Raw genomic sequence first — 24,391 nt, forward strand, 5'->3', positions numbered from 1 at the left:
CTCTCGGGCTACAGAAGTGCCAAAAAGTGCCAGAACCATTGCACCAACGAAGGATTACCTGGGACTATTGACCTCATCCCCCGCACCCCATGGCAAAGGCGTTCATCATGCATGTCAGATTCCTCGGCGGCCCGACCGGCGGGCAAGGGTCCCCGCGCCTATACGAAACCGACCGTGGCACTTTCGCCGTCCAGGGGTGGAAGACCGACCACGACGATCGAATCGAAATTCCCCATCGCCTGCTCGTCCACGCCGAACCGGGCACATGCATCGCAGGACTCCAGGACACCGGGCACGGAACATTCCTGCTGACCGGGACACCGATCACCGACCCAGAAGCGTTGGCGATCATGAAGATTCCCGGGCACGAAACGGCAGTCGAGGTGCCCATCGCAGCGGAGGTGACGCCGGATGCGCCAAGTACTCGGCGGTGACCCCTTCGACCGCCTCCTCGACGAGGCGAAATCGTCTGCGTTCCATCTCGAAACCAGTGACGATTATCTGGCGGAGACGGAGTCGGAGTCACTTAGCCGGTGGCGGGAAGACGAGTCCCGCGACCCGGGCGGTGAGTGGTTCGACTCGTGGACCGATCAGGTGCGTCGGATGACCGAGCGCGGTGTGACGATGCGGCGTGTGCGGATCGTGAGCGAGCCGCACACCGCATACACGCGGTATCTGCTCGCGCTGGCCCGGCACAACGAAGCGGCCGGTGAACAGGTTCGGTATCTTGCCCGGCAGGACGCGCACCCGGCAGACGCTGCGAGTGACGACTTCTGGCTGCTCGACAACCGTGTTGTGTCGTTCAGCCTGTTCGACGATCGCGGATACTGGATCGGTGGAGCGGTCACCGAGGATCCGGTGCTGGTCAGCAATGCTATGGCCATCCGGGACCGGGTGCTGGCCGCCGCAATTCCGTACGACATCTACCGGGACCGGCATACCGCGTGACCGATGTTCTTCGGCTCAGGCAGGCTCTGGGCGCGCGTCTGCGCGAACTCCGCAGGGACGCGGGCCTGGACGGCCGCCAGTTCAGTCTCGCGGCCGGCTGGCACTGGTCGAAGACGTCACGGATCGAAACAGGTAAGCGCACACCATCGGAGGCCGATATCGGCGTTTGGTGTGAGGTGTGCGACGCGCGGCTGGCGAAACCGGATCTGGTGGCCGCACTGCGCAATCTGGAAGCCCAGTGGACCGAGTGGAAGCGGGTCGCGGCATCCGGTCACGCCCGCCGGCAGAAACGCGCTGTCGAGATCGAGGGGCAGGCCCGGCTGCAGCGGGTCTACGCGCCGGTGGTGTTGCCGGGGCTGTTGCAGACCGAGGATTATGCGCGCGCGGTTCTCGCCCAGTGCATCCGGTTCCTGGATACCCCGGATGATCTCGAGGCGGCCGTTGCAGCGAGGATGCAGCGGCAGCTGGTGCTGGATCAGATCCGGCACCGGTTCGTGCTCTTGGCCGATGAGGCCGCTCTGTACAAGACGGTCGGCGGCGACGCTGTGATGGCCGGCCAGCTTCAGCACCTGCTCGATACCGCGTTCGACAATCCGCGGCTCATCTTCGGGGTGGTGCCGCTGACCGCCGAGTTCACCTACATCACGACGTCGTTCGACATCCTGGACAACCGGGTCGCGATGATCGAGACCATCAGCGCTGAGCTGACGGTGGTGACGGCGTCGGAGCTGGCGCTGTATGAGAAGGCGTGGAAAGCCCTGAGCAAGCAGGCGTTCTACGGCGACCGGGCCCGCGAGCTGATCACGGCCGCCCTGGAAACACGAACGAACCCCTACCCGAAGTTGGATAGGGGTTGACCAGCCGATTCGTTTCGGCTGGGCTCTCGTCACGTCTGGGCGGTCACTTCTTCCCGTGGTCGTACAACTCGTTCCACTTCGCTTCGATCCAGAGCACGTGGAACACGTCGCCCGCGCGAAACCCGACGAATGGCTGATTGCCAGAATGCCGGAAGACCATGTACTTGTCCTGCTCGAACTGCTCGGGGATCGCTGGCTTGAACGCCGACTTCGGCAGGTTCTCCGAGCCGAGGCCATGCTTGTCGTGCTGGACCAGTTCCTTCCAGGTCAGCTTCGCGCGCTTGTGCCATTTCTTGAGGAACTCCTGGCACTGCTGCGCGTCGAGTTGGTCGATCCCGAACTTGTCCTGGAGGTGCCTCAGGCACAGAATCGGGTAGCCACTGCCCGCGGACGTGGGGACGGCGGCAGGCTTCACTACGGGGTCGTGCTTAGGTGCCGATCCCCGCCTTTTGTTAGACACCGTCCGCGAAGAAACGCTGCAGGCGGTCGGGCTTGATGACCTCGTTGTACGCGCCGGACTCGAAGGCTTCCCGCCACGGCGCCTCGGTGTGCGTCTTGTTGCGCAGGGCCCACGCGGCGAGGCTGCCGTAGACGTCCCAGGTGTCGAGGAGTCGCTTCTCGATGGGCTTGTAATCATCCCAGTCGAAGAACATATCCAGGGCTTCATTGGGGTCGATGGGGTTCGACCCGTAGCCCTTGTACTGGTGGTAGACCTCGGGCACTACGGGGCCGTGGCCCCATGCCTCGATGTCTTCCTTGAACAGCCGCTGACCGGTTTCTGCGAGGTGGTGGCCCTGTGCGTAGTACAGCAGTTTCTGCAGCTTCAGATTGGTGATGTCGGCGTCGATGTTTTCCGCCCAGGCAATGAACCACCGGGCGATGTCGATTGCGCTCATCGGATTGCCGGCCATGATTGCCCCTGCTTGCATTGCTTCATCGGTCTCTCCGAGTATCCCCAGTGTAGTGGTTGGCTGTGACAAGGGCTGGAGCCCCTGGTAACGGAACGGGCCCGACTATCGAGGTCGGGCCCGTTGTTGGTTGATACACCTTGGCACAGCTGCTGTTACCTACGTCTCGCTTTCGGGCGTGTCGTCTCTCCGGCTCTGCCGGGAAGCAGTCCTTGTGCACGCTGATTGATGCGAGCCTCGGCGAACCACGCCTGGATGTAGCGGCGCTTCGCCTCCGAGAACGGCGGCGCCTGGTCGACGATCTTCTTCACGTACGCCTCATACTCGGGCGTGCCGCGCTTCACGAGAAAACCACGCGGTCGGTCGGCGAAGAACCAGCTGAGACCCCGAAAGACCTGCAGCGTCCTGTCATCTGGAGTGTGCGAAGCAACGATCTGGCGCACTCGGATCTGGGGTGATACGCGCAGGTTGGGAGACGATCGACGCAGTACGCATTGGGTACAGTTTTGGGTACAGTCCCGAGTTCCGCCGAGGATGACATTTTGCCATCGTAGCTGGTCAGCGTATGTTTTCTGGTGGAGCCGGTGACGGGAATCGAACCCGCGCCATCTGCTTGGGAAGCAGAGATTCTGCCATTGAACTACACCGGCGTACGCCTGTCGGCGCGAAGGCGAGCTTAGCAGAGGGCCGGCCCGAGGCCGAAATCTTTCGCGGATTCCGGGCTCGGGGGAAGACGGCCCGGTCGGGTCAGGTTTCCGACCAGACGCCGAGCTGGTTACCGCTCGGGTCGGTGAAGTGGAAGCGGCGGCCGCCGGGGAAGTCGAAGGGGCCTTCGGTGACCGTGCCGCCGGCGGCGCCGACGGTGCGCAGGGTGGTGTCGAGGTCTTCGGAATACAGCAGGACGAGGGGGCCGCCGGTGCGGACCTCGGTGCCGGGGGCCAGGCCGCCCGCCTCGCCCGGGCTGCCGTCGAAGCGGCGGATACCGGCGTAGTCGGGGCCGTAGTCGTTGAATTCCCAGCCGAATGCCGACCGGTAGAAGGTTTTGGCGGCGTCCAGATCGGTGACGGTGAGTTCGATGTAGTCGATGCCGTGGTGGGTGTGCGCGCTTGCTTCGGACATGGGCATTCCTCCTGGTGGGCCGGCGGGTATGAACGATGGACGGGCCGGTCGGGCCGCGTCCGTCAGGTGCAGTGTGCCCGCGGGGTGCGACAGAAAACGGTGCCTGCCGGACCGGGGCCTTCCTGCTCGGGCGGTGGTCGCTACGCTCGTGGCGTGCTGCTATCCGATCGTGATATCCGGGCGGAGTTCGCCGCCGGGCGGCTCGGGCTCGAACCGTTCGAGGACAACCTGGTCCAGCCGTCGAGTATCGACGTGCGGCTGGACCGGATGTTCCGGGTGTTCAACAACACCCGCTACACCCATATCGACCCGGCGCAGCGCCAGGACGAGCTGACGAGTCTGGTGGAGCCCGCCGCGGGTGAACCGTTCGTCCTGCATCCGGGCGAGTTCGTGCTCGGCTCCACGCTCGAGGTGTGCAGTCTGCCCGACGATCTGGCGGGCCGGCTGGAGGGTAAGTCGAGTCTGGGCCGGTTGGGTCTGCTGACCCACTCGACGGCCGGGTTCATCGACCCCGGGTTCAGTGGGCACATCACCCTGGAGTTGTCGAATGTGGCGAACCTGCCCATCACCCTGTGGCCGGGTATGAAGATCGGACAGCTTTGCCTGTTCCGGCTCACCAGCCCGGCGGAGAACCCGTACGGCAGCGCGGGCACCGGCTCCAAGTATCAGGGGCAGCGGGGGCCCACGCCGTCGCGGGCGTATCTGAACTTTCCGCTGCCGGGCTGAGGCGGCCGGCGGTCACGCCTGCAGGCGCAGGCTGTCTTCCATTGTGGCGAACGCGCGCCGCACGCACTCGGGCAACTCTTCGGGGGTGCAGGCGGGTAGCCATTCGTCCAGTGCGCAGCGCCAGGTGGCCACACAGAACTCGGTGAGCAGCCGCAGTTCGAGGCGGCGCGGGTCGCCGAGCCGGTGGGTGACCTCTTCCTGAACCTCTGCGCAATGTCGCAGGGAATGCCCGTTCAGCGCGGGCGATTGCTCGATCAACCTGAGCGTAGGCGGAAAGCGCCGGTACCAGTCCTCGTCCATGCGGTCGAGGGTGGCCAGCATCGCGTCGCGGAAGACATCGGTGAGCCGCCCGGACTTCTCGGTTTCGTCCAGCACCTCGAGGTAGGTGCTCCAGAGTTGCGTGACGGCGGTGAGCGCGACGTCTTCCTTCGAGCGGAAGTTGCGGAAGAAGGTCCGCCTCGACACCTCCACCGCCTCGAGGAGCGCGTCGAGCGGCGTGGTGTCGAAACCGTGCTCGCTGAACATCGCTATCGCGGTATCCGCCAGCGCCTGCCGGGTGCGCAGCTTCTTGCGTTCACGCAGCGTGGTGGGCTGCTCGGAGGTCGTCATCGACCGCAGTCTAGCAAGCGCGCGCATACTGCGCATGTGCTCTAATGGAGCAAGTGCCACAGTGTGGCACATTGATGCGAAGGAGCTCCCTGTGCGTGCACTCGTTGTCGACCACACCGCGACGACACACCTCTCACTGGCCGAGGTGGCCGATCCGGTACCCGCGCCCGGTGAGGCGCTGGTCCGAGTCGAAGCGGTTTCCCTCAACTTCGGCGAGGTGAAAGGCGCCACCGGCTCGGATGCACCGGCCGGTGCCGTGATCGGCTGGGACGCGGCGGGCGTCGTGGTCCGTGCAGCGGCCGACGGTTCGGGCCCCGCCGTGGGGACGCCGGTGGTCACGCTGGGGGAAGCGGGCTGGGCCGAGCTGCGCGCGGTTCCCGCTACCCTGCTCGGTGTCGTGCCGGAGGGTGCCGACCTCGGTGCTGTCAGCACGATTCCGGTCGCCGGCCTCAGCGCCCTGCATGTGCTGCGCCGGATGGGGCAGCTCATCGGGCGACGGGTGATGATCACCGGCGCGTCCGGTGGTGTCGGCCGCTATGCGGTGCAGCTCGCCGCCCGGGCGGGCGCGGAGGTCGTGGCGATCAGCGGGAATCCCGCCCAGGCGGACGGACTTCGAGCATTGGGTGCGCACGAGGTGTACGCCGATCCGGCGCAGGTGGACCGGCCCGTGTTCGCGGTGCTGGACAATGTCGGCGGGCAGCAACTGGTGGACGCCTTCGCGGCGGTGCAGGCCGGTGGCGTACTGGTGAGCGTGGGCCGGTCGTCCGAGGCGGATGCCGTACTCCCGCCCGCGGCCCTGCTGGCCACCGAAGGGCGGCACGATCGGTCGATTCGGACGTTCTTCCTGCTGGCCGACCCCACCGCCGACTTTTCCGGCGACCTGACCTGGCTGGCCGCAGAGGTCGCGGCCGGTCGTCTCGAGCCGGGAATCAGCTGGCGCGGCCCGTGGACCCGATACGACGAGGCGGCTCGGGCGCTGCTCGACCGCCGCCTGCACGGCAAGGCGGTACTGGACGTCGGGTGAGCTTCCTATTCCTTTCCGGGCGACCCGCCGAGCACGATATCGGCGGCCCGGGCCATGATCGCGGAGCGGTCGGCGCTGTCGAGTGGGTCGGCGGCCAGGAAATACATACCGATCCGGGTGCTGAAGGCGAGCAGGCTGCGGGCTTCTATTTCGATGGGGTCGGTGAAGTAGGCGCCGATCATTTCGCGCAGTAGCGCCATGCGCTGGTTGTCCACCCGGCGCAGGCGAGCGGCCACGGTCTCGTCGCGCCGGGCCCAGTCGCGGACCGCCAGATCGATCGGCAGCAGTTCCGGGGACAGGGTGAGCGCGCCGGCGCGCTGGATCTTGGTGCGCGCATCCCCGCCGTCGCGGGTGACGCGTTCGAGGACCTCGTCCACGCTGCGCCGCTCCCAGGTGTCGAGCATGGCTTCGAGCAGCGCGTTTCTATCGGCGAAGTACCCGTAGAAACCGCCCTTGGTTACGCCGAGCGACTTCGCGAGCGCCTCGACGCGGACCGCGTCGGGACCACCGCGGGCGAGGGCGCGCAGCCCTTCGTCGATCCAGTCGGCACTCGGCGTGCGTGCCGTGCCCATATGTGTCCCTCCTCTACCCGACCGGCGTCTATACGCCACCGTATATTTCGGCTAGCGTTGTTATACGCCACCGTATAACACCAAGAGGAAGACGTGACGATGACGGACAATTCCCCGATAGACGCGCACCGCGATCCGGTCGCCTTTCAGCAGCCCGACATCGGCGAATCGGTCGGCGCGCACACCGCGCTGACCGATTACCACTACGCCGATCAGTTCACGCTGGTAATCAACGCAGCGGAGATCGGAACCCCGGAAGAATGGGCGCGTGCGGCACTCGACACCGTCGCCGGGATCAAGGGACAACTCATCTGGCGCGGCCTGCTCGGATTGCGGCTCGCGCGCCGATCCGCGCCGGGGCAGGTGGCGGGCTGGGCGATCGTCGACCGCGGCGACAGCTGGATCACGCTGGCGGCGCGGTCCTGGATGCTCACCGGCAATCTCGTGGTCGAGGCCGTGCAGGAGAGCGTTTCGCTGGCCACGTTCGTCCGGTACGAACGGCCGATCGGCGAGCGCGTTTGGACGCGCGCGGCGCACGGTCATCGCCGGTTCGCCCCGACACTACTGCCCGACGCGCAACGGGTACTGCGGAATGCTCGGTGATACCGGGCCCGCCGCGGTAGGCGGCCGGCCCGGTATCCCGGCGGCTGTTCCGGACAGCCGCCCCCGCGTACGCCCGTCGGCGCCGCGGGGCGGGCTACGTCCGGCATACCTTGTGGGCTGCCGGACGTAGCCCCATCCCCGGTTATTCCCGGTCGCCGCCTGCCAGGAGCGCGGCGTTGATCACCGAGGACAGTGGTGGCAGGAGGCCGTCGCGTTCGGGTGGCACCACCCAGTTGCAGCCTTCCCGGTTCCAGCGGCCCAAACCCGTGGGCAGCATGACCGCGCTGCCCACCCCCGGAATATCGATATCGATGCGCTGCAACATTTCCACTACTTCGGGATCGGGCCGGCGATCCGGGTAGGCCACGAAGCTCCAGCGAATCTGCCGGGCCAGCACGGGAACTCGGATTTCCCGCGAATCCAGTAGTTCACGCACCGCGCGGGCGCGGCCGGTGGGAAGGTGGATGACGCAGGCGCGGCTGGTGATCGGCAGCATCACGAACCCGCCGCGCTCGACCGCCGGTAAGCCGAATTCGTGACGGTAATAGGCGGCCCAGTCGTCGACTGTCCTGAGCTTTTCCACGTTCACGATGAATCCCCTTGCCTCCCTGGGCGTGCCGAGCCTTCCGGTGTGCCGAGCCACGGCCGGCGGCGGTCGCGATGATCCGCCTTACCAGGATCGCGCCCCGGACCGCGCGCCGGAACCGCCTACACGCTCGCGTTCCACTGCCCTTGCGCTGCCATTCGGTCCGGTATGGCTTCTCTTTGTGGTTGCAGTCACATTCGGCTCGTACTCTGGGAGGGAAATCGTTCGGAAAGGGTGACGACGTGGTCGGCCAATGGTCTGGAAAGGAGGCCCGGGCGCTTCGCGAGGCCAAACGGATGAGCATCCGGGAGTTCGCGGCACATCTGGGTGTGCACGAACGACTGGTGTCCAAATGGGAGGCCGGGGGCGACCGGGTGCATCCGCGTCCGGTCAATCAGGCCGCCCTCGATACCTGTCTCGCCAGATCCGATGACGTCGAGCGGGGCCGCTTCGCCGCGTTGACCGCGCCCGGCCCCGGTTCCGCGTCCCGCGCTGCCGCCGGGCCCGCCGCGGTGCACGAAAGTTATTCCACTGAAGCCGAACTCCTCGCCCTCATCGACAGCGGTGCGGTGCGCGGGGAAGGTTCGGCGGCGATTTCGGAGAGGGATCTGATCATGGCGGCAGCACACGAGGCGAGTGATCACGCGGGCCGGGCCGAGGCCACGAATATCGGCCCCAGCACCCTCGAACAACTCGACGCGGACGTGACGCGGATCGCCAACGACTATGTGCACACCCCGCCGATGCCGATGATGGTGGAGATGTTGCGGGTCCGCCGCCGGGTGTATCGGCTGCTGGAGGGGCAGCAGCGCCCGTCCGACACCGGTCACCTATACCTGCTGGCCGGATCGTTGTCGGGGTTGCTCGCCAACGCGAGTACCGATCTGGGCTATCTGGATGCAGCCGGCGATCAGATCCGGGCGGCCTGGGCGTACGGGGAGATCTGCGGGCACAACGGCTTGCGGGCCTGGGCGCGGGGGATGCACGCGCTGATCGAGTACTGGTCCGAGCGGCCGCATCGCGCGCTCGCGCTGGCGCAGAGCGGGCAGCAGTACGCGGATTCGGCCACCGCCGCGGTGCGCTTGCACAATATCGAGGCGCGGATCTGGTCGAAGATCGGCAGCGCCGCGGATACCGAACGCTGTATCCGGGCTGCCGCGGCGGCGAGCGAGGTCGCGGCGACCGACAGCCTGCACGACGAGGTGGGCGGGGTGTTCGGTTTCTCCGAGGCCAAGGCCAGCTATTACGCGGGCGCCACCTATATCCATCTGGGTTTGGCGGAGCCGGCGCTGGCCGCCACCGAACGCACGATCGAGCTGTACCGCACCGGCCCGGCGCGGCAGCGTTCCTATGGCGCCGAAGCCCTGGCACGGGTCGATTCGGCGGCCGCCCACCTGATCAACGGCAGCCTCGACGGTGCGGAGGCGGCCCTGTCGCCGGTGCTCGAACTGTCCGAGGACAAGCGCATCGCGCAACTGGAGGAACGGCTCACCGGTGTGCGCCGGCGCATCTGCGCACCCACCTACCGCGGCGTCGCGCAGGCCCGGTCACTCGACGAGCAGATCGAGGAATTCTGCGGTTCCACGGCCACCCGCAGCCTGCCGCCGGGCACCGCCTGAGGCCGGCCGCGGGCCGTCGTTCTGCGGTAACCGAACGGTCACTCGCCGGGGCCGGACCGGATATCCGCTTGCCCCTGGTGGCACCATGGATCGGGTGAGTACTGGCCATTCGCATCCCGCCCCCCGGATTCTGGAGCAGTCGAAAAAGCTGCAGAACGTCGTCTACGAGATCCGTGGACCGGTACACGCACATGCGGCACGGCTGGAGGCCGAAGGGCACCGGATCCTGAAACTCAATATCGGCAACCCGGCGCCGTTCGGGTTCGAAGCGCCCGATGTGATCATGCGGGATATGATCGCCGCCCTGCCGAACGCGCAGGGTTATTCCGAATCCAAGGGGATACTGTCCGCGCGGCGCGCGATCGTGACCCGCTACGAGCTGGTGCCGGGTTTCCCGGAGCTCGACGTCGACAGTGTGTACCTGGGCAACGGCGTCTCCGAGCTCATCACCATCACGATGCAGGCGTTGCTCGACAACGGTGACGAGGTGCTGATCCCGGCCCCCGACTATCCGCTGTGGACGGCGATGACCAGCCTGGCGGGCGGTACTCCGGTGCACTATCTGTGCGACGAGACCAACGGCTGGCAGCCCGATATCGCCGATATCGAAGCCAAGATCACCCACCGGACCAAGGCCCTGCTGGTGATCAACCCCAACAACCCGACCGGTGCGGTGTACTCGGCCGAGGTGTTGCAGCAGCTGGTGGACCTCGCCCGTAAGCACCGGCTGCTGCTGCTGGCCGACGAGATCTACGACAAGATCCTCTACGACGACGCCAAACATATTTCGCTGGCGACGCTGGCGCCCGATCTGCTGTGCCTCACCTTCAACGGCTTGTCCAAGGCGTACCGGGTGGCGGGCTACCGGTCGGGATGGCTGGCGATCACCGGCCCGAAGGACCACGCGGCCGGGTTCCTGGAGGGGATCGACCTGCTCGCTTCCTCGCGCCTGTGCCCGAACGTGCCCGCGCAGCATGCCATTCAGGTGGCGCTGGGTGGCTACCAGAGCATCGAGGATCTGATTCTGCCCGGCGGGCGGTTGCTCGAACAGCGGGATGTCGCGTGGGAGCGATTGAACGCGATTCCCGGCGTGTCGTGCGTGAAACCCAAAGGCGCGCTGTATGCGTTCCCTAGGCTGGATCCCGAAGTCCACGAGATCCACGACGACGAGAAGCTGGTGCAGGACCTGCTGCTACAGGAGAAGATCCTGATGGTGCAGGGCACCGGATTCAACTGGCCCAACCATGATCATCTGCGCATCGTGACCCTGCCCTGGGCCCGCGATCTGGCGGTTGCCATCGAGCGGTTCGGCAACTTCCTGGCGGGCTATCGTCAGTAGCGGGGCGGCCGATTCTGGGTCGAAACAGACCCCTCGTCCGGATATTCGGCAATTTTCTGAACCTACTGGCATAAATCAGGATTGTGTGTGTACAGTGGGCTTCGGCACTTCGAGTGCCCGGCCAGGTTGTCTACCCCCCCTGGGCAACCTGGTCCTCGGGTTAGGCCGCCTACCCCCCTGGGCGCCTGCCCCCGGGCGGCGGAGACATCCCCCTGCTCTCCGCCGCCCCTTCCCGAGTTTCCCGGTCGTATCACCGAATTCCCAGCGTAGGGCCTGTTGTCAGGCCGAAGCCGCACCCCGCGAATCCTCTAGGCTGTGCCGGGTGAGCGACCACCATCATCATCACGATCACTCCAAGCCGATCGCCATCGGCGCCACCGCCGCCCGCGTGGTGGTCGGATTGCTGGTCGCTATCGGCATCGTCGTGGTCCTCGCCACCATCGCCCTGTGGCCGGAGCGCCAGCAGGTCGATATTCCGCTGCCGATGCAGAACGCGGACGGTTCCGCGGTGGTCACCGAGGCCGGCACCGTGATCCGCCAGGACGTCGGGGCCTGCGGTAGCCCGTCCATCGGCCGGGTCTTCGACGGCGACCCCGAACCGCCGGCCATGCAGGTCTACGACTGCCAGCGCAGTGTGATCGCCATCGAATCCGGACCCGACAACGGTAAACACACCCTGCTGGAGATCGCGCCGGGGCCCGGCCAGCCGGATCTGGCCGCCGGCGACGATATCCGGCTCGTACGCCAGACCGCCCCCGACGGCTCGACGCTGTACGGCTTCGACGACTACGCCCGCGGCTTTCCGCTCAGCGTTATCGCGCTCGCCTTCGTGGTGGTGATCGTCGCGATTGCGCGCTGGCGTGGGGTCCGGGCGCTGCTCGGCCTGGTCTTCGCCTTCGGGGTGCTGGTCGTCTTCCTGCTTCCCGCTCTGCTGGACGGCAAACCGGCGATACCGGTTGCGATGGTGGCGGGTTCACTGATCTTGTACGCGGTGCTCTATCTGGCGCACGGCGTGAACCTGCGTACGAGTTCCGCACTGCTGGGAACGCTGACGTCCATGGTCATCGCGGCGGTGCTTTCCTGGCTCGTCATCGATGCGACCACACTCACCGGGCTGTCCGAGGAACAGAACACCAACGTCGCCACCTACCTCGAACACGTCAGTATCACCGGACTACTGCTGGCCGGGTTCATCATCGGCTCGCTCGGTGTGCTCAACGATGTGACCATCACCCAGGCATCGGCGGCGTTCGAACTCGCGGAACTGGACAAGGGTGCGTCCCGCGGTGAGATCTTCGCGGCCGCGATGCGGGTCGGGCGCGACCATATCGCCAGTACCGTCTACACCCTCGTGCTCGCCTACGCCGGTGGCGCGCTGCCGTTGCTGCTGCTGTTCAGCGTGGCCGGCCGGCCGATCCGGGATGTGCTGGTGGGCGACGCCGTGGCGATCGAGATCGCGCGATCCGCGGTCGGCGGTATCTGCCTGGCCCTCTCGGTACCACTGACCACCGGGATCGCGGTACTGCTCGCCCGGCCGTTCGGCACGCCGAAACCCGCGGCGCGGACGCGGCGGGCGGGGTCGAAACGTGCGGATACCGGTAGCCATCGCGCGGTGGGCCGGCCGGAACAGGGCCCGGGAACCGCGCAACGGTCGCGGACGAAACGCGACCCCTGGCCGACAACCGGTGACCAACCCCGAGTACGACGTCCCGGTGAAGAGCGCCCGGGTGCCAACACCCGGCAGTCCGGTCCGCCCAGGCCGCCGCATACCGGGCCGCAAGCCGCCGTCCCCCGGCAACCGAACCAGCCCAGGCCGCCACACAGCGGGCCGCCCACCGGACCGCAGCAACCGGGTCCCGCTCAGCCGGGGCCGCAGCGGCCGTGGAACCCTCAGCGGCGCTTCGACGGGCCGCCACCCCGCGGGCGCCGTGGCCCCGAGCCGGGTTACGGGCGGGATTGATCGCCACGGCGACGAATTCAGATACTTCGCCCCGCCCGCGAGACGTGTGAACGGAACCATCGCGGCATACCTGCTTCCACGGGAGCGCCGGCACGTCGTCCTGCCCGGCGGACCGATCCGGGGCTCCGGCCACCGCCGGTGGCAACGTGGCAGCTCAGCGGCGGGGCCCCGGGAAGGGCAGGGCCTCCGGCGGGATGGTCGGTACGACGATCGGCGGCAGGCCCGGCAGGACTTCCCAAGTGTTCGGACCGGGTGTGACCGGCGGCGTCGTCTCGGGTTCCGGCTGGTACACCGGTGGCGGTTCGGCCAGGGAAGCGTGTTCCGAGGTCGTCGTCGCGGTCGGCGCGGGCGGGCCGGAGGTCGCGGACGGTGCGGGTGCCGACGTGGTGTCGGGTTGCGACGGACTCTGGACGGTGGCCGAGTCCTTGCTGAACATGTGCTGGCCGTAACCGAGACCGATCCCGATCGAGGCCAGCACCACCAACGCGCTCACCGCCACCATGGGCGCGCTGATCTCCCGGTTACGGCGTTGCGGCGGCTCGCCGAACGAACGCCGCGGCAAGAGTTTCGCCGGTAACCGCAGGGCTACGGTCGGCGGGTCCTCGTCCGGGGTGAGCCGCGGTACCGGGGTGCTTATCGGGCGCGGTAGCGCGGGAGCCGAGGGGGATGCGGCCGAACTCTGGCCTGGCGCCGGGCTCGGGGTCACCGGGCTCGGCGCAGCCCCGCTCGCAGTGCCGCTCGGTGGAGGCGCGCTCGGAAGACCGGTCGAAGGAGATGCGCTCGGAGATCCCGTTGCGGGTGCACCCGGCGGGTTGGACGGGGCAGGCGCGCCCGCTGGGCCGGACTGCGGCGGCGCGATCGGCGGGGACTGCGGAGGCGTGCCCGGCGGGTTGGTCTGCGGCGGCGCGATCGGTGGGCTGGGCTGCGGAGGCGTGCCCGGTGGGGAGTGCGGAGGTGGGCTCGGCGCGCCGGTCGGCGGGCCGAAGATGCCGTGCTGCGGTATCGGCAGATCGGGCCGGGATTGCTCGGCGCCCGGTGTCGCGGGCGCCGGAAATACAGGGAAGGCGTGCGAACCCGAATGCGCGGTCACTGTTGTTCCAGGGGTGGTCGCGCTCGGCGGTCCGGCCGGGCCGGGATACGCGGCGGTCGCACCGGGAAATGCGGACGTGGTGCCGAAAGGCGCGGTCGGCGTGGCGGAGAACGCAGACGTAGTGCCGGGGAACGAGGCGGGCGGGCCGAGATGCTCGGTGCTGTCGCCGAAGGGCGAGGTCGCGCCGGAGCCTGCACCGGCCGCGGAGTAGGCGGCAGCCGCGTCGGCGATCGTGCTCGGCGGTGCTGGTGCGGTGCCCGCGTGTGCGGATACCGAGTCGGCGGCCGTGGTGGTCGCAGCGGGGCGACCCGTGTTTCGGCCGAGCTGTGCGGTCGCCGCGCCGGCCCACGGGAGGCTCCCGTCGGAGTCGAGATCCCCAGGTGCGGCCGCGCTCGGGTATGTGGCAGCGCCGTTCTGTATTGCGAAGGTGCCGCTGTGATCAGGCGAGATGCCGCTGTAGTTCGGCAGGGTGCCGCTGGATTTCGGGGACGCGGCATTCGGAATAGGTGCAGTGACACCGGGTAGTGGGTTGTTCGCGCCGGAATGCCCGGGGGCCGGATAGCTTCCGCCGGGTTGCGCGGGGGCAGTGTCGGGGCGGCTGTCGTTTTCGGCGGAGCGGTCCCGCGGTTCGGCGGCCGCGGTGGAATCGTTCGCCCCGGCCTCGGCGGCACGGGTGCGCGCTTTGCCTGCCAGCAGGGCCGCGCCGCGGGCGGCCGCCGTCTCCGGTTCCGGTGGTACCAGGATCGGCATATCCACGGCTTCACGCAGGGCTTGGCTCACCAGCGGGATCCGCATACCACCGCCCACCGCCAGCAGGGCCTGTACCGGGCGGCCGGAACGTGCGATCACCTCCCGGGTCGCGCGGGCCGACGTTTCGACCGACCGGCCGATGAGCGCGGTGAAATTCTCCTGGGTGAGCAGCACCGGCCCGTAGCTGCTGGGCAGCGCGACCGCGTTACCGGCCGCGAGCCGTTCCTTGGCCGAGCGGCACAGCGCGTCCAGTTCGGCCAGGCCGGCCGGATCCGGCGGGTGTGCGATCCGGCCGGAGTTGATCTGCTGTTCCCGGATCAGTGAATCGAAATATTCGCCGCTGATATCGCCGGTGCGTTCGGTGTGCCGGACCTGCCGAGTGGGTACATCCACCACAGTCACCGAGAGGCCGGAGGAACCCAGATCGAAAACAGCGAGCGTGGACACGTCTTTCAGGGCACCGGACGCCACGGCGAATTCGAGAACGGCCTCGATATCGGGAACGATGTCGTAGGCGGTGAGTCCGTGCTCGCTCATCGCCGTATGCAGCGCCCGGGCCTGCTGTTCGTCCCGGCAGGCCAGCACGGTGGCGGTGATCGCGGGATTCGAGTTCAGCGCCGCCGCGACCGAGAGCGCGGCGCGTTCGGCGCTCGGTGTCTCGGGCGGCACCACAAAGGTGCGCATATCGTACGAATCGGGCTCGGCGCAGGGGTCGGCCCCGGCAGGTGGGCGCGCCAGGCGGATCGCGCCGGCCCCCACCGACACTCCCAGTACTGAACTCATCGGCAGCCCATCCGTACTTCCCGCTTCACACTGTGCGAGCGCCGGCCTGTCGATGATGACGGCTCATCCCCCGAACCAGGCGGCCTCTTCGACAGTACCGTCCGGTCCCGTTGTCACGGGAGGCAGGAACCGATGCCCTACGTCCGGCTCGCCCACCCGACTCTACGGTGTGCCCACGCCTGCGTACACCCATCCGGCCGACCGCCAAGCGGCCCGATCGAGACAATTGCGTCCGTCGATGACGGAGCGGGCCCGCACCACCGAGTCCAGGTCCTGTGGGCGCAGTTCGACGAATTCGTTCCATTCGGTGAGGACCAGCACCACATCGGCGCGTTCGCAGGCCTCCCGCACCGAGGTCGCATAGCTGAGGGTGGGGAAGACGCGGCGCGAATTCTCCAGGGCTTTCGGGTCGTAGACGGTGACCACGGCGCCGTGCAACTGGATCATTCCGGCCACGTTGAGCGCCGGGGAATCCCGGACATCGTCGGATTCGGGTTTGAAGGCCGCGCCGAGAACGGCCACGTTCGCCCCGAGCAGTGAGCCGCCGCACGCCCGGGCCGCCATATCCACGATCTTCGTCCGGCGGCGCATATTGATGTTGTCGACCTCCCGGAGGAAGGCCAGCGCGTGATCGGCGCCCAGTTCCCCGGCGCGTGCCATGAAGGCCCGGATGTCCTTGGGCAGGCAGCCGCCACCGAATCCGACACCGGCGTTGAGGAACCGGCGGCCGATCCGTTCGTCGTAGCCGAGGGCGTCGGCCAGCACGGTGACATCCGCACCGGTGGCCTCGCAGACCTCGGAGACAGCGTTGATGAACGAGATCTTGGTTGCCAGGAAGGCGTTCGCCGAGACCTTGACCAGCTCGGCGGTGGCGAGATCGGTGAGCAGGAACGGGACCTCGGCGGCGAGCAGATCGGCGTAGAGCTCCTCGATCAGTTCGCGCACCCACGGTGACCGCGCGCGGGAATCGTCGACGCCCAGAACCAGCCGGTCCGGGCGCAGGGTGTCCCGGACGGCGTAACCCTCGCGCAGGAACTCGGGGTTCCAGGCGACCTCGATATCCACGTCGCTGAGCGCCCGGGCGCGTTCCCCCAGCGCGGCGGCGGTACCCACCGGCACGGTCGATTTGCCGACGATCACGCTGGGCCGGGTGACCAGCGGGGCCAGCGTATCCACCACGGCATGCACGTATTTGAGGTCGGCCGCGTATTCACCCTTTTTCTGCGGGGTGCCCACGCCGAGGAAATGCACCTCGGCATGGTCGGCGGCTTCGGCGTAGGAGGTGGTGAAGCGGAGCCGGCCGGCGTCGAGGTTGCGGCGCAGCACCGATTCCAGGCCGGGTTCGTAGAACGGCGTGACCCCGTCGGAGAGTTTCGCGACCTTGCCCGGGTCGATATCGACTCCGAGAACATCGTGGCCGAGTTCGGCCATACACGCTGCGTGCGTGGCCCCCAGGTACCCGGTTCCGAAGACTGTGCATCGCATAATCGATTGGTAAACCCCGCCGGTGGCCCCACCGGAAAACCGAGGCGATCCGCCGGGCAACAGCAGATGTACACCGGACGACACCGTGCGCTGACCTGCGCGGATCGGAATGGGTGCGGTACGCCGGCGGAGCCGCCGGTTAGGATCGCGGCGGTGCGCCGCCGAATTGTCCTCGCAGTAGCGATGGCCGCCGTGGTGGTGTTCGTACTCGCGCTGTGGCCGGTCTATGTGCGTCCGCAACGGGAGGAGCCCGCGCCCGCCGACGCGATCCTGGTGCTCGGTGGAGCGCACGACGGCCGGGAGGCACTGGGGCTGCGGCTGGCGCGGGAGGGCTACGCGCCGCGGGTGCTGATCTCCAATCCTTACGAGGACAGTCCGCTGATCAACCGGATCTGTCACGGCGGCTACAGCTTCGACGTGGTGTGTTTCGACCCGTCGCCGCGGACCACCCGGGGGGAGGGCCGGTACCTGGCCGATCAGGCGCGCGCGCACGGCTGGGACCGGGTCATCGTGGTCACCTTCACCCCGCATATCTCGCGGGCTCGCTATGTGCTCGGCAAATGCTGGGACGGGCAGCTGCTGTTCGTGGACACGCGCCCGGACCTCGGGCTGCCGCGGTGGGCCTACGACTACGTGTACCAATCGGCGGGGTACGTGAAGGCGGCTTTCGAGGACTGCCCGCGCTGAACCGGAATCTTTTCGGAAGATATGATGGCATGTGCCTTCAGTTTGACGGAATGAGAGAGAACTGGCTACATTCTCTCCAGCGCCGGTAGTCGCCGGACCTGCTGCGACGACGCATGAAGCCTTCGGGAGCGTGTATGGATTACGACTGGTCGGAGGCCGACAAGGCCTTCCGAGACGAGGTACGGGCGTTCCTGGCGGAAAAGCTCACGCCCGAGATCAGCACCGCGGGCCGGTTGATGACGAGTGTCTACTCCGACCACGAGGCAAGCCTGGAATGGCAGCGCATCCTGCACGAGCGCGGCTGGGCGGCGCCGCACTGGCCGGTGAAATACGGCGGCTGCGACTGGTCGCTCACCCAGCACTACATCTTCAGCCGCGAACTCACCTTGGCCGGTGCGCCCGCGCTCTCGCCCATGGGTATCCGCATGGTCGCCCCGGCGCTGATCGCGTTCGGCACCGAGGACCAGAAGAACTACTTCCTGCCCCGCATCCTCACCGGTGAGGTCTTCTTCTGCCAGGGCTACTCCGAGCCCGAAGCAGGCTCCGACCTGGCCGCTCTGAGCATGGCCGCGGTGAGCGACGGCGACGATTTCCTCGTCTCCGGCAGCAAAATCTGGACCACCCACGCCACCGAGGCGAACTGGATCTTCGCGCTGGTCCGCACCTCCCGTGAGGGTAGGAAACAGCAGGGCATCACCTTCATCCTGATGGATATGACCGCCCCCGGTATCGAGATCCGGCCGCTGGTCATGAGCTCCGGCGAGCAGGTGCAGAACCAGATCTTCTTCGACAATGTGCGGGTGCCCAAGAGCAATGTGCTCGGGCAGATCGACGACGGCTGGACTGTCGCGAAGTACCTGTTGGTCCACGAGCGCGGCGGCGGCGCGATGGCGCCCGCACTACAGGCCATGGCCGAGAACATCGCCACGGCCGCGGCCGCCCAGCCCGGCCGCGCCGGCAAACCACTGAGCGCCGACCCGCATTTTGCCGCCCAGCTCGCCGACGCCCGCATTCGCACCGAAGTACTCGAGGTGCTGGAATTCCGGACTTTGGCGGCCATGGCCGAAGGCAAGGATCTCGGTACGTCGTCTTCGATGCTGAAGATCCTGTCCACCGAACTCAGCCAGCAGCTCACCGAACTCGCGCTCACCGCGGCCGGCCCGCGCGGCCGGGTCTACCAGCCGCACGCCACCGCACCCGGCGGACCGATCGCCGAATACACCCCGCCCGCCGACGGTTACGTCAGCGGCGCGGATTGGCAGGCCGTCGCGCCACTGCGCTACTTCAACGACCGCGCCGGTTCGATCTACGCGGGCAGTAACGAAATCCAGCGAAATATCCTCGCCAAGGCAGCATTGGGGCTCTGATGGACTTCACCTTCACCGATGAACAGGTAATGCTGCGCGACGCGCTCGCCGGTTTTCTCGCCGCCCGTTACGACCTCGAGAAAAGCCGCAGCGCGGTCAAAACGGGGTCCGGCTGGCAACCCGAGATCTGGCGCGGTTTGGCCGAACTGGATGTGCTCGGCCTGACCCTGCCCGAGGAGGCCGGCGGGTCCGGCGGGGGCCCCGTGGAAGCCATGATCATTGCCGAGGAACTGGGCCGCGCGCTGGTCGTGGAACCCTACGTCGACACCGTGGTGGTCGGCGGTGGTTTGCTGCGCCGCTCCGGCGGCGAGTCCGCCCAGGCGGTGCTGCGGCAGATCGCCGAGGGCAGTGCGCGCATCGCCTTCGCCGCCCTCGAGCCGGGCGCCGGCGAAGTGCGCCAGGATGTTTCGGTCACCGCCCGCCGCGACGGCGACAGTTGGGTGCTCGACGGCAGCAAGATCGTGGTCACCGGTGCGCCCATCGCCACCCATCTGATCATCTCCGCCCGCACCGCCGGTGAACGCCGCGACCAGGACGGAATCTCGCTGTTCCTGGTGGAATTCGACGCCGCCGCACCGCCGGCCGGAGTCGAGGTGCACCGCTATCGCACCATCGACGACCGGGTCGCCGCCGACCTCACCTTCACCGGTTTCCGGCTACCCGCGGATTCGCTCCTCGGTGCCGAGGGCCAGGCGTGGCCGATCATCGACGCATGCGTCGACGACGCCATCGCTGCCGTCGCTTCCGAAGCGGTGGGGTTGATGCGCAAGGTGCTCGACGACACCGTCGAATACACCAAACAACGCCAGCAGTTCGGCGTCCCGATCGGCAGTTTCCAAGCACTGCAACATCGCATGGTCGATATGCTGATCGAACTCGAGCAGAGCGTCGCCGCCGCCTATCTGGCTGCCTACGCCCTGCAAGCCGAACCCGCCGAACGGGCCCGCGCCATTTCCGCGGCGAAGGTCACGATCGGCCGCGCGACCCGTTTCATCGGCCAGAATTCGGTGCAATTACACGGCGCGATGGGCATGACCGAAGAATTGGCCATCGGCCATTACTTCAAACGGCTCACCGCCATCGAATACGAATTCGGCAACAGCTCCGATCACCTCGCCCGCTATATCGCGCTGACGAATTGATCGGCCCGCACCCCACTCACTCCTGTGCCCGAGTGGGGTGCGGAAACCCGTGCCGGGCCGTGCGGTGGGCCGTCAGAGGGGGATCACCGCGCGACCCGGTACGTCAGTACTCGAGCTCTGTCCACGGAATGGTGATCGGGAACGGGAATTCGATGCGGATGCCGTCCTCGTCCTCGGGGGTCCATTCACCCGCGAGAACATAGTTTGCCGAGCGCAACGGCCGAACACCGGGCGGAAGTCGACCGGGTTCGGTTTCCAGCGCGTAAGCGTGGACTGCCTCGATAGCGCTTACTTCGCGCGCCAGAGTGACCTCCCAATACCAGGGGATGCCGGCACCCGCGTAGCGTCCCTTCTTCGCCGTCATAGCGGAGGACGTATTCGAGGGGGACAATACTTCGCCCACCAGAAGCGTGGATGCGGCACGTATGTCCTCGAATGGTGTCTCGGGGCAGCGGCAGACCAGGAAATCCGGGGTCAGGAAATCCGACTTACCGCTGGTACCGAGAAATACGTTGGTTTCTGTTTCGACCTTCCAGCAGGTTTCCGGTCGATCGGACATATTCTTGCGGGCGCAGCGTTCGATCGCATTTGTCATTCGACGGCCGAATGCCTGATGCTCCATGGGCCCGCGCCGGAGCCGGACAACACGCCCCTCCCATAGTTCGATCTCGCCCGCGATCTCTTCGGGCAGCCGTTCGAGTTCCTCCCAGGTCATGAACTCGGGGAGGTCTGAAGGTTCGATCTTCGGCCGGGACATAGCGCAATGGTATGCCCTGCTCGCAGACTTATCGATGGCGTTGCCGTGGCTCCATACGCAGCCGGTTGTGCGACCTGTATGTGCTCGTGGATTCGCGCTATCGCCTGGTCGCGCGCAGGATCGCCGTCTCGACCGGGAGGGCTGACCCAGGACCGGGAGCCGGAGCGCCATCAGCGGGGCTCAGATTCGGCTGGGCGAGGAAACGGGGCTCGGTACCGCGATGGGGTTGGCCTGCGTGGACGAGGAACGGGTGGCACAGGTACACATCGCCCGCCCGACCGGTCGCGAAGGCGAGCGGGCGATGCGCCGTGGCCGGTACGGCGCGGCGGGCGAGTTCCCGGGCGTCGAGGCCGGCGTCGCCCTCCGGTTCGAGGATCCGGGCCACGTCCAGGTGGGAACCGGCACGTATCCGGGTGGGGGCGTCGGACTCGCCGGTGTCGGAGAAGAGGAACAGCATCAGCAGGGCGCGGTTCTTCGAATGGATGTTGATCCGCCAGCTGAGATAGTCGGTCGGGCTCGAATCCGGACCCGGAAAACTGGCATCCACATGCCAGCCGTCGAGTACGGCGGGTTCGTTACCAGGAAACCGGACGACGAAGCCGCCGAGACTGATTCGAGGAACCCAGCGTTTCGGGCCGACGAGCCGGTCGAATGCGGCGTGCAGTCGCGGTGTGTTGGCGGCGGCAACGAACGGCGGCGAGGCGTAGTCGGGGCGGGTCGCCACCGGGGCCGGCCATGTTTCCGGCTCGTCCGGGGAGGCATCCAGATCACGCCAGATGATCGCGCGGCACTCCTCGGCCAGGGAACGGGGAAATGCCTCCGGTACGTGTACGAATCCGTTGTCGATGAACGATGCCACCTGTTCGTCGTCGAGCATGGTCCTATTCGAACCATTACCTCGGCGGCTACGCCAATGATTTTCCGCGCTCACCGCCCAGTACCCGAGACCGCAGCCTGCCCTGGGATCACCGCGTCGTCCCGGCTACGCCGGCGTACGGCGACCGGCGCCGTTCGAGCGGGATCCGGTCGAACCATGCGACGGAATAGCGGACGCCCTCCACGACTTGGATCGGATATGACGGACCCACAGTTCGATCCGCGCACGCTGCTGGCCGAAAGCCGGCTGGGCATCCTGGCCACGATCAAGTCGGACGGCCTGCCGCAGCTCTCGCCGGTGACTCCCTACTATGACCGCGACGCCGACATCATCTACGTCTCGATGACCGAAGGCCGCGCCAAAACCGTCAACCTGCGCCGTGACCCGCGCGCGGCACTGGAGGTGACCCGCGCCGACGGCTGGGCCTGGGCCACCGCCGAGGGCACGGTCACGCTCACCGGCCCTGGCACCGACCCGCACGGCCCCGAGGTCGAAGCGCTCGTCGACTACTACCGCGCGGCCGCCGGCGAGCATCCAGACTGGGACGAGTACCGATCGGTCATGGTCTCCGACCGCCGGGTCCTGATGAAACTCTCGGTCCAGCACGTATACGGAGCACTATTGCGCTGAACTTCGGGCATCCAGAAACCCGTGATCCGACCCGGCGCTGGGTGCACGCCTGCCGGGACCGTTGTGCATCGAGGGGTGGCGGACTGCCGACCCCTGGCAGCGCGGTGTTCTCGCGCGCGGTCAGTCGTCGCGTGAATCGTCGTCGGTGGGCCACAGCACCGCAGCAATCAGGACTGATAGCGGTAGGCCGATCGCTACAGCGAAACCGGTCGCGATACCCGCGCTCACTGCTCGGCCTCGGTGCACCGCCAGCGGGCGAAGGACAACCGGGGCAGCACCGTTTCGACATCAGCGATGTGCATCACCGAATTCAATTGCAGCGGGCCGAGATGGTCCGGCGCGGGCAGGATCACCGCGTCCGCGCCGGCGTCGCGCACCAAGTCGCGCAGCGGTAGCAGGCTGCACGGGTCCGGCCAGACGAGCCGGTAGCCGAGCCGACGGGCAAGCCGCTGTACCTGCGCGGCTTCCCAATCCGGCGCGGTGCTGTTGTCATGGTCGATCCAGCCGAGCGCGACCGGTCGCTCCCACATCGTGAACCCCCTGCTGTGCGGTTTGTGTGCACCCGCCGCCGAGGTCGAGACACCCGGCGGAGAGGCGTGGACCGAACCTATGAGGGAAGTCACGCAGGGATTGTCCTGAAAGGACAAGTGCATTAGGCCTTTTCGATCAGCAGTTCCGTTCAGCCTTGCTCGGGTCCGACACCCAGCCGCCACGCAAGCCCGCGTAGCTCGCGCCCGGCGGCATCCCGTCGGGCGGCACGTAGGTGATCCGCGACAGCTTCACGGGCGAGCATGTCTGTGTGTACCCGTTGCGGTGCGAGCTGTTCCGCACGCAGCAATACCTGTATGCCTTGATCACGGCGGCGAGAGTCGGTGAGTAAGGCTCGACCGACCTCCATGTAGAGCTCGGCCTGCCGTGAGTTACTGGGTATGGCTCGGACATTCACCGAGCGTGCCCGTTCGGCGACGGTCACACCGTCATCGAGTTCGTTTCCGATCGTCGCGCGCCATATACCGACGTTGGCGGTGCCGAACCACATGCGGCCGAAAGTCCCGACCTCGGTGTCCAAGCGATCCGCGACCGCTGCCGCTTCCGCCAGGTGTGTGTCAGCGGTTTCTCGGTTTCCCTGTACAGCACACGCAAGTGCTGCCGACAAGTGCAGCATTCCGTACGTCTGAATCACGTCCGGATCATCCAGGTGTGCGGTCAACTCGTCGGCGCATCGCACGGCACGCCGGTACTGCTCGGGGCGGGACAATCCGCCCGTCGCGTCACCGCGCAACCAGGTTGTGAAGCCCATCCAGGCAGGGGATTCCAACAGTGCAGCACAATGCTGGGCGGCTCGGGCTGCCAATAGCGGCAGACCCCGGCCACCGAGGCGCTTGGTTGTCCACACGGCCGAGCTGTAGCAGGTGATCATGCCGAGCAGCGCCGCCCGCCTACGATCCGGAGTCCGCGCGTAGACGGCGTGTAGTTCGCCCAGGAGGTCCGGCATGAGTTCGACTTGCGCCGCGTAATCGGATGTGACCTGTGCGAGGTCACTCAGCCGCCGGAGATCGGCAGCGATCAGCGGCCACTCGCGTACCGTGCAGCCAGGGTCTTCGCCGAGTTCATAGGCGTCCAGCGCATTCTCGACGGCGACCAGGCCACCGTGCGCCGCCTCCGCTGCTGCCGATGGCGTCGATTCCCACGGTGCCGGTGAGAATTCCGATGGCGCCACTCGCAGCGCCCGCGCAAGAGCTTCGAGCGTCCGGCGGTTTTCCAAAGCCTTCTCGCCTCGCTCGAGTTTGCCGAGGTAGCCGTACGAGATGCCGGCCAAGCCCGCGGTGACCTCGAGGGTTTGCCCGCGCCAGGCCCGGATCTCACGCAGCCGCCGACCGACCTCGTTCGGTGCGATTTCGCTCATGATTCGAGGCTACGACCGCCTGCGCTCGGCGTACAGGAAAAAGAGCC

The 24,391-nt window shown here is 67.2% G+C and carries 25 protein-coding genes, 1 tRNA gene and 1 pseudogene; 13 read left to right on the forward strand and 14 right to left on the reverse strand.

Annotated elements, in window-relative coordinates; all coding sequences use genetic code 11:
* The first annotated feature begins 89 nt into the window (after positions 1 to 89).
* From ACQEVO_RS32075 to ACQEVO_RS32085, 3 genes are read left to right on the forward strand one after another with little or no spacing between them, the layout of a single operon-like run.
* Positions 90 to 434, forward strand: a complete 345-nt coding sequence (locus tag ACQEVO_RS32075) for a hypothetical protein (protein ID WP_432920207.1) — start codon at positions 90 to 92, stop codon at positions 432 to 434.
* Positions 412 to 948, forward strand: coding sequence for a DUF6879 family protein (locus tag ACQEVO_RS32080; RefSeq protein WP_432920209.1), 537 nt, complete (start codon positions 412 to 414; stop codon positions 946 to 948). Before ACQEVO_RS32075 ends, ACQEVO_RS32080 begins: the two co-directional genes overlap by 23 nt.
* On the forward strand, positions 945 to 1,805 hold the full coding sequence (locus ACQEVO_RS32085; RefSeq protein WP_432920211.1) for a helix-turn-helix domain-containing protein: 861 nt from the start codon (positions 945 to 947) through the stop codon (positions 1,803 to 1,805). The genes ACQEVO_RS32080 and ACQEVO_RS32085 overlap by 4 nt, the downstream gene beginning before the upstream one ends.
* A gap of 43 nt (positions 1,806 to 1,848) precedes the next feature.
* On the opposite strand, the gene ACQEVO_RS32090 is transcribed toward ACQEVO_RS32085, so the two are convergent.
* The 5 genes from ACQEVO_RS32090 to ACQEVO_RS32110 form a co-directional block, all read right to left on the reverse strand.
* A complete protein-coding gene (locus tag ACQEVO_RS32090) occupies positions 1,849 to 2,220 on the reverse strand; it encodes a hypothetical protein (protein WP_432920213.1) in 372 nt (123 codons plus the stop codon).
* 37 nt (positions 2,221 to 2,257) lie between these two features.
* On the reverse strand, positions 2,258 to 2,716 hold the full coding sequence (locus tag ACQEVO_RS32095) for a Panacea domain-containing protein (RefSeq protein ID WP_432920215.1): 459 nt from the start codon (positions 2,714 to 2,716) through the stop codon (positions 2,258 to 2,260).
* A gap of 152 nt (positions 2,717 to 2,868) precedes the next feature.
* Positions 2,869 to 3,156 (reverse strand): hypothetical protein, encoded by a 288-nt coding sequence (locus ACQEVO_RS32100; RefSeq protein WP_432920217.1) that lies wholly within the window; start codon positions 3,154 to 3,156, stop codon positions 2,869 to 2,871.
* A gap of 133 nt (positions 3,157 to 3,289) precedes the next feature.
* A tRNA-Gly gene (locus ACQEVO_RS32105) sits at positions 3,290 to 3,363 on the reverse strand.
* Between the two features lie 97 nt (positions 3,364 to 3,460).
* Positions 3,461 to 3,838, reverse strand: a complete 378-nt coding sequence (locus ACQEVO_RS32110; protein WP_432920219.1) for a VOC family protein — start codon at positions 3,836 to 3,838, stop codon at positions 3,461 to 3,463.
* Positions 3,839 to 3,985: 147 nt separating this feature from the next.
* On the opposite strand from ACQEVO_RS32110, the gene dcd reads away from it, so the two are divergent.
* Positions 3,986 to 4,558 (forward strand): dCTP deaminase, encoded by a 573-nt coding sequence (gene dcd / locus ACQEVO_RS32115; protein ID WP_432920221.1) that lies wholly within the window; start codon positions 3,986 to 3,988, stop codon positions 4,556 to 4,558.
* A 12-nt stretch (positions 4,559 to 4,570) separates the two neighbouring features.
* On the opposite strand, the gene ACQEVO_RS32120 is transcribed toward dcd, so the two are convergent.
* A complete protein-coding gene (locus ACQEVO_RS32120; protein ID WP_432920223.1) occupies positions 4,571 to 5,167 on the reverse strand; it encodes a TetR family transcriptional regulator in 597 nt (198 codons plus the stop codon).
* Between the two features lie 91 nt (positions 5,168 to 5,258).
* On the opposite strand from ACQEVO_RS32120, the gene ACQEVO_RS32125 reads away from it, so the two are divergent.
* Positions 5,259 to 6,191, forward strand: a complete 933-nt coding sequence (locus ACQEVO_RS32125) for a zinc-binding dehydrogenase (protein ID WP_432920225.1) — start codon at positions 5,259 to 5,261, stop codon at positions 6,189 to 6,191.
* A 5-nt stretch (positions 6,192 to 6,196) separates the two neighbouring features.
* On the opposite strand, the gene ACQEVO_RS32130 is transcribed toward ACQEVO_RS32125, so the two are convergent.
* Positions 6,197 to 6,763 (reverse strand): TetR/AcrR family transcriptional regulator, encoded by a 567-nt coding sequence (locus tag ACQEVO_RS32130; RefSeq protein WP_432920227.1) that lies wholly within the window; start codon positions 6,761 to 6,763, stop codon positions 6,197 to 6,199.
* A 99-nt stretch (positions 6,764 to 6,862) separates the two neighbouring features.
* Between ACQEVO_RS32130 and ACQEVO_RS32135 the strand changes: the two genes are divergently transcribed.
* Positions 6,863 to 7,366, forward strand: coding sequence for a hypothetical protein (locus tag ACQEVO_RS32135; RefSeq protein ID WP_432920229.1), 504 nt, complete (start codon positions 6,863 to 6,865; stop codon positions 7,364 to 7,366).
* 142 nt (positions 7,367 to 7,508) lie between these two features.
* Here ACQEVO_RS32135 and ACQEVO_RS32140 read toward each other — a convergent pair whose 3' ends face one another.
* Positions 7,509 to 7,955, reverse strand: coding sequence for a hypothetical protein (locus ACQEVO_RS32140; protein ID WP_432920231.1), 447 nt, complete (start codon positions 7,953 to 7,955; stop codon positions 7,509 to 7,511).
* A 293-nt stretch (positions 7,956 to 8,248) separates the two neighbouring features.
* Here ACQEVO_RS32140 and ACQEVO_RS32145 point away from each other — a divergent pair, with 293 nt between their 5' ends.
* The 3 genes and pseudogenes from ACQEVO_RS32145 to ACQEVO_RS32155 form a co-directional block, all read left to right on the forward strand.
* On the forward strand, positions 8,249 to 9,571 hold the full coding sequence (locus tag ACQEVO_RS32145; RefSeq protein WP_432920233.1) for a helix-turn-helix domain-containing protein: 1,323 nt from the start codon (positions 8,249 to 8,251) through the stop codon (positions 9,569 to 9,571).
* A gap of 85 nt (positions 9,572 to 9,656) precedes the next feature.
* Entirely contained in the window at positions 9,657 to 10,910 is a 1,254-nt protein-coding gene (locus ACQEVO_RS32150) for a pyridoxal phosphate-dependent aminotransferase (protein WP_432920235.1), read from the forward strand.
* Between the two features lie 424 nt (positions 10,911 to 11,334).
* Positions 11,335 to 12,483: pseudogene (locus ACQEVO_RS32155) on the forward strand (YibE/F family protein); the annotation flags it as partial.
* A 541-nt stretch (positions 12,484 to 13,024) separates the two neighbouring features.
* Here the strand turns inward: ACQEVO_RS32155 and ACQEVO_RS32160 are convergent.
* On the reverse strand, positions 13,025 to 15,493 hold the full coding sequence (locus ACQEVO_RS32160; RefSeq protein WP_432920237.1) for an Hsp70 family protein: 2,469 nt from the start codon (positions 15,491 to 15,493) through the stop codon (positions 13,025 to 13,027).
* A 162-nt stretch (positions 15,494 to 15,655) separates the two neighbouring features.
* Positions 15,656 to 16,978 carry a UDP-glucose dehydrogenase family protein gene (locus tag ACQEVO_RS32165; RefSeq protein WP_432920239.1) on the reverse strand — a complete coding sequence of 441 codons (1,323 nt, stop codon included), beginning with the start codon at positions 16,976 to 16,978 and terminating at the stop codon, positions 15,656 to 15,658.
* A gap of 153 nt (positions 16,979 to 17,131) precedes the next feature.
* Between ACQEVO_RS32165 and ACQEVO_RS32170 the strand changes: the two genes are divergently transcribed.
* The 3 genes from ACQEVO_RS32170 to ACQEVO_RS32180 all read left to right on the forward strand — a co-directional run bounded on the left by ACQEVO_RS32170 (position 17,132) and on the right by ACQEVO_RS32180 (position 20,174).
* Positions 17,132 to 17,665, forward strand: coding sequence for a YdcF family protein (locus ACQEVO_RS32170; protein ID WP_432920241.1), 534 nt, complete (start codon positions 17,132 to 17,134; stop codon positions 17,663 to 17,665).
* Between the two features lie 134 nt (positions 17,666 to 17,799).
* On the forward strand, positions 17,800 to 19,032 hold the full coding sequence (locus ACQEVO_RS32175; protein WP_432920243.1) for an acyl-CoA dehydrogenase family protein: 1,233 nt from the start codon (positions 17,800 to 17,802) through the stop codon (positions 19,030 to 19,032).
* Complete coding sequence (locus ACQEVO_RS32180) at positions 19,032 to 20,174, forward strand: acyl-CoA dehydrogenase family protein (RefSeq protein ID WP_432920245.1); 1,143 nt, start codon at positions 19,032 to 19,034, stop codon at positions 20,172 to 20,174. The genes ACQEVO_RS32175 and ACQEVO_RS32180 overlap by 1 nt, the downstream gene beginning before the upstream one ends.
* Positions 20,175 to 20,277: 103 nt before the next feature.
* Here ACQEVO_RS32180 and ACQEVO_RS32185 read toward each other — a convergent pair whose 3' ends face one another.
* Both ACQEVO_RS32185 and ACQEVO_RS32190 read right to left on the reverse strand, forming a co-directional pair.
* The gene (locus ACQEVO_RS32185) at positions 20,278 to 20,931 is read right to left on the reverse strand and encodes a Uma2 family endonuclease (RefSeq protein WP_432920247.1); all 654 of its coding nucleotides are present in this window, start codon (positions 20,929 to 20,931) and stop codon (positions 20,278 to 20,280) included.
* Between the two features lie 97 nt (positions 20,932 to 21,028).
* Positions 21,029 to 21,808: a phytanoyl-CoA dioxygenase family protein gene (locus ACQEVO_RS32190; RefSeq protein WP_432920249.1), complete on the reverse strand. Its 780-nt coding sequence runs from the start codon at positions 21,806 to 21,808 to the stop codon at positions 21,029 to 21,031.
* A 198-nt stretch (positions 21,809 to 22,006) separates the two neighbouring features.
* Here ACQEVO_RS32190 and ACQEVO_RS32195 point away from each other — a divergent pair, with 198 nt between their 5' ends.
* Complete coding sequence (locus ACQEVO_RS32195; RefSeq protein ID WP_432920251.1) at positions 22,007 to 22,438, forward strand: PPOX class F420-dependent oxidoreductase; 432 nt, start codon at positions 22,007 to 22,009, stop codon at positions 22,436 to 22,438.
* Positions 22,439 to 22,662: 224 nt separating this feature from the next.
* Here ACQEVO_RS32195 and ACQEVO_RS32200 read toward each other — a convergent pair whose 3' ends face one another.
* Both ACQEVO_RS32200 and ACQEVO_RS32205 read right to left on the reverse strand, forming a co-directional pair.
* Positions 22,663 to 23,061 carry a hypothetical protein gene (locus ACQEVO_RS32200; RefSeq protein WP_432920253.1) on the reverse strand — a complete coding sequence of 133 codons (399 nt, stop codon included), beginning with the start codon at positions 23,059 to 23,061 and terminating at the stop codon, positions 22,663 to 22,665.
* 56 nt (positions 23,062 to 23,117) lie between these two features.
* A complete protein-coding gene (locus ACQEVO_RS32205) occupies positions 23,118 to 24,344 on the reverse strand; it encodes a helix-turn-helix domain-containing protein (RefSeq protein WP_432920255.1) in 1,227 nt (408 codons plus the stop codon).
* Positions 24,345 to 24,391: the final 47 nt, after the last annotated feature.

Origin of the sequence: Nocardia sp. CA-290969 (assembly GCF_050936135.1) — a bacterium.
Taxonomy (GTDB): Bacteria; Actinomycetota; Actinomycetes; order Mycobacteriales; family Mycobacteriaceae; genus Nocardia.

Bases quoted from the DNA above. Each gene is read 5' to 3' on its own strand.
- ACQEVO_RS32075 (WP_432920207.1), top strand. From the start codon at position 90: ATGGCAAAGGCGTTCATCATGCATGTCAGATTCCTCGGCGGCCCGACC.
- ACQEVO_RS32080 (WP_432920209.1), top strand. From the start codon at position 412: ATGCGCCAAGTACTCGGCGGTGACCCCTTCGACCGCCTCCTCGACGAG.
- ACQEVO_RS32095 (WP_432920215.1), bottom strand. From the start codon at position 2,716: ATGGCCGGCAATCCGATGAGCGCAATCGACATCGCCCGGTGGTTCATT.
- ACQEVO_RS32110 (WP_432920219.1), bottom strand. From the start codon at position 3,838: ATGCCCATGTCCGAAGCAAGCGCGCACACCCACCACGGCATCGACTAC.
- ACQEVO_RS32120 (WP_432920223.1), bottom strand. From the start codon at position 5,167: ATGACGACCTCCGAGCAGCCCACCACGCTGCGTGAACGCAAGAAGCTG.
- ACQEVO_RS32130 (WP_432920227.1), bottom strand. From the start codon at position 6,763: ATGGGCACGGCACGCACGCCGAGTGCCGACTGGATCGACGAAGGGCTG.
- ACQEVO_RS32135 (WP_432920229.1), top strand. From the start codon at position 6,863: ATGACGGACAATTCCCCGATAGACGCGCACCGCGATCCGGTCGCCTTT.
- ACQEVO_RS32145 (WP_432920233.1), top strand. From the start codon at position 8,249: ATGAGCATCCGGGAGTTCGCGGCACATCTGGGTGTGCACGAACGACTG.
- ACQEVO_RS32150 (WP_432920235.1), top strand. From the start codon at position 9,657: ATGGATCGGGTGAGTACTGGCCATTCGCATCCCGCCCCCCGGATTCTG.
- ACQEVO_RS32160 (WP_432920237.1), bottom strand. From the start codon at position 15,493: ATGAGTTCAGTACTGGGAGTGTCGGTGGGGGCCGGCGCGATCCGCCTG.
- ACQEVO_RS32165 (WP_432920239.1), bottom strand. From the start codon at position 16,978: ATGCGATGCACAGTCTTCGGAACCGGGTACCTGGGGGCCACGCACGCA.
- ACQEVO_RS32175 (WP_432920243.1), top strand. From the start codon at position 17,800: ATGGATTACGACTGGTCGGAGGCCGACAAGGCCTTCCGAGACGAGGTA.
- ACQEVO_RS32180 (WP_432920245.1), top strand. From the start codon at position 19,032: ATGGACTTCACCTTCACCGATGAACAGGTAATGCTGCGCGACGCGCTC.
- ACQEVO_RS32185 (WP_432920247.1), bottom strand. From the start codon at position 20,931: ATGTCCCGGCCGAAGATCGAACCTTCAGACCTCCCCGAGTTCATGACC.
- ACQEVO_RS32190 (WP_432920249.1), bottom strand. From the start codon at position 21,808: ATGCTCGACGACGAACAGGTGGCATCGTTCATCGACAACGGATTCGTA.
- ACQEVO_RS32195 (WP_432920251.1), top strand. From the start codon at position 22,007: ATGACGGACCCACAGTTCGATCCGCGCACGCTGCTGGCCGAAAGCCGG.
- ACQEVO_RS32205 (WP_432920255.1), bottom strand. From the start codon at position 24,344: ATGAGCGAAATCGCACCGAACGAGGTCGGTCGGCGGCTGCGTGAGATC.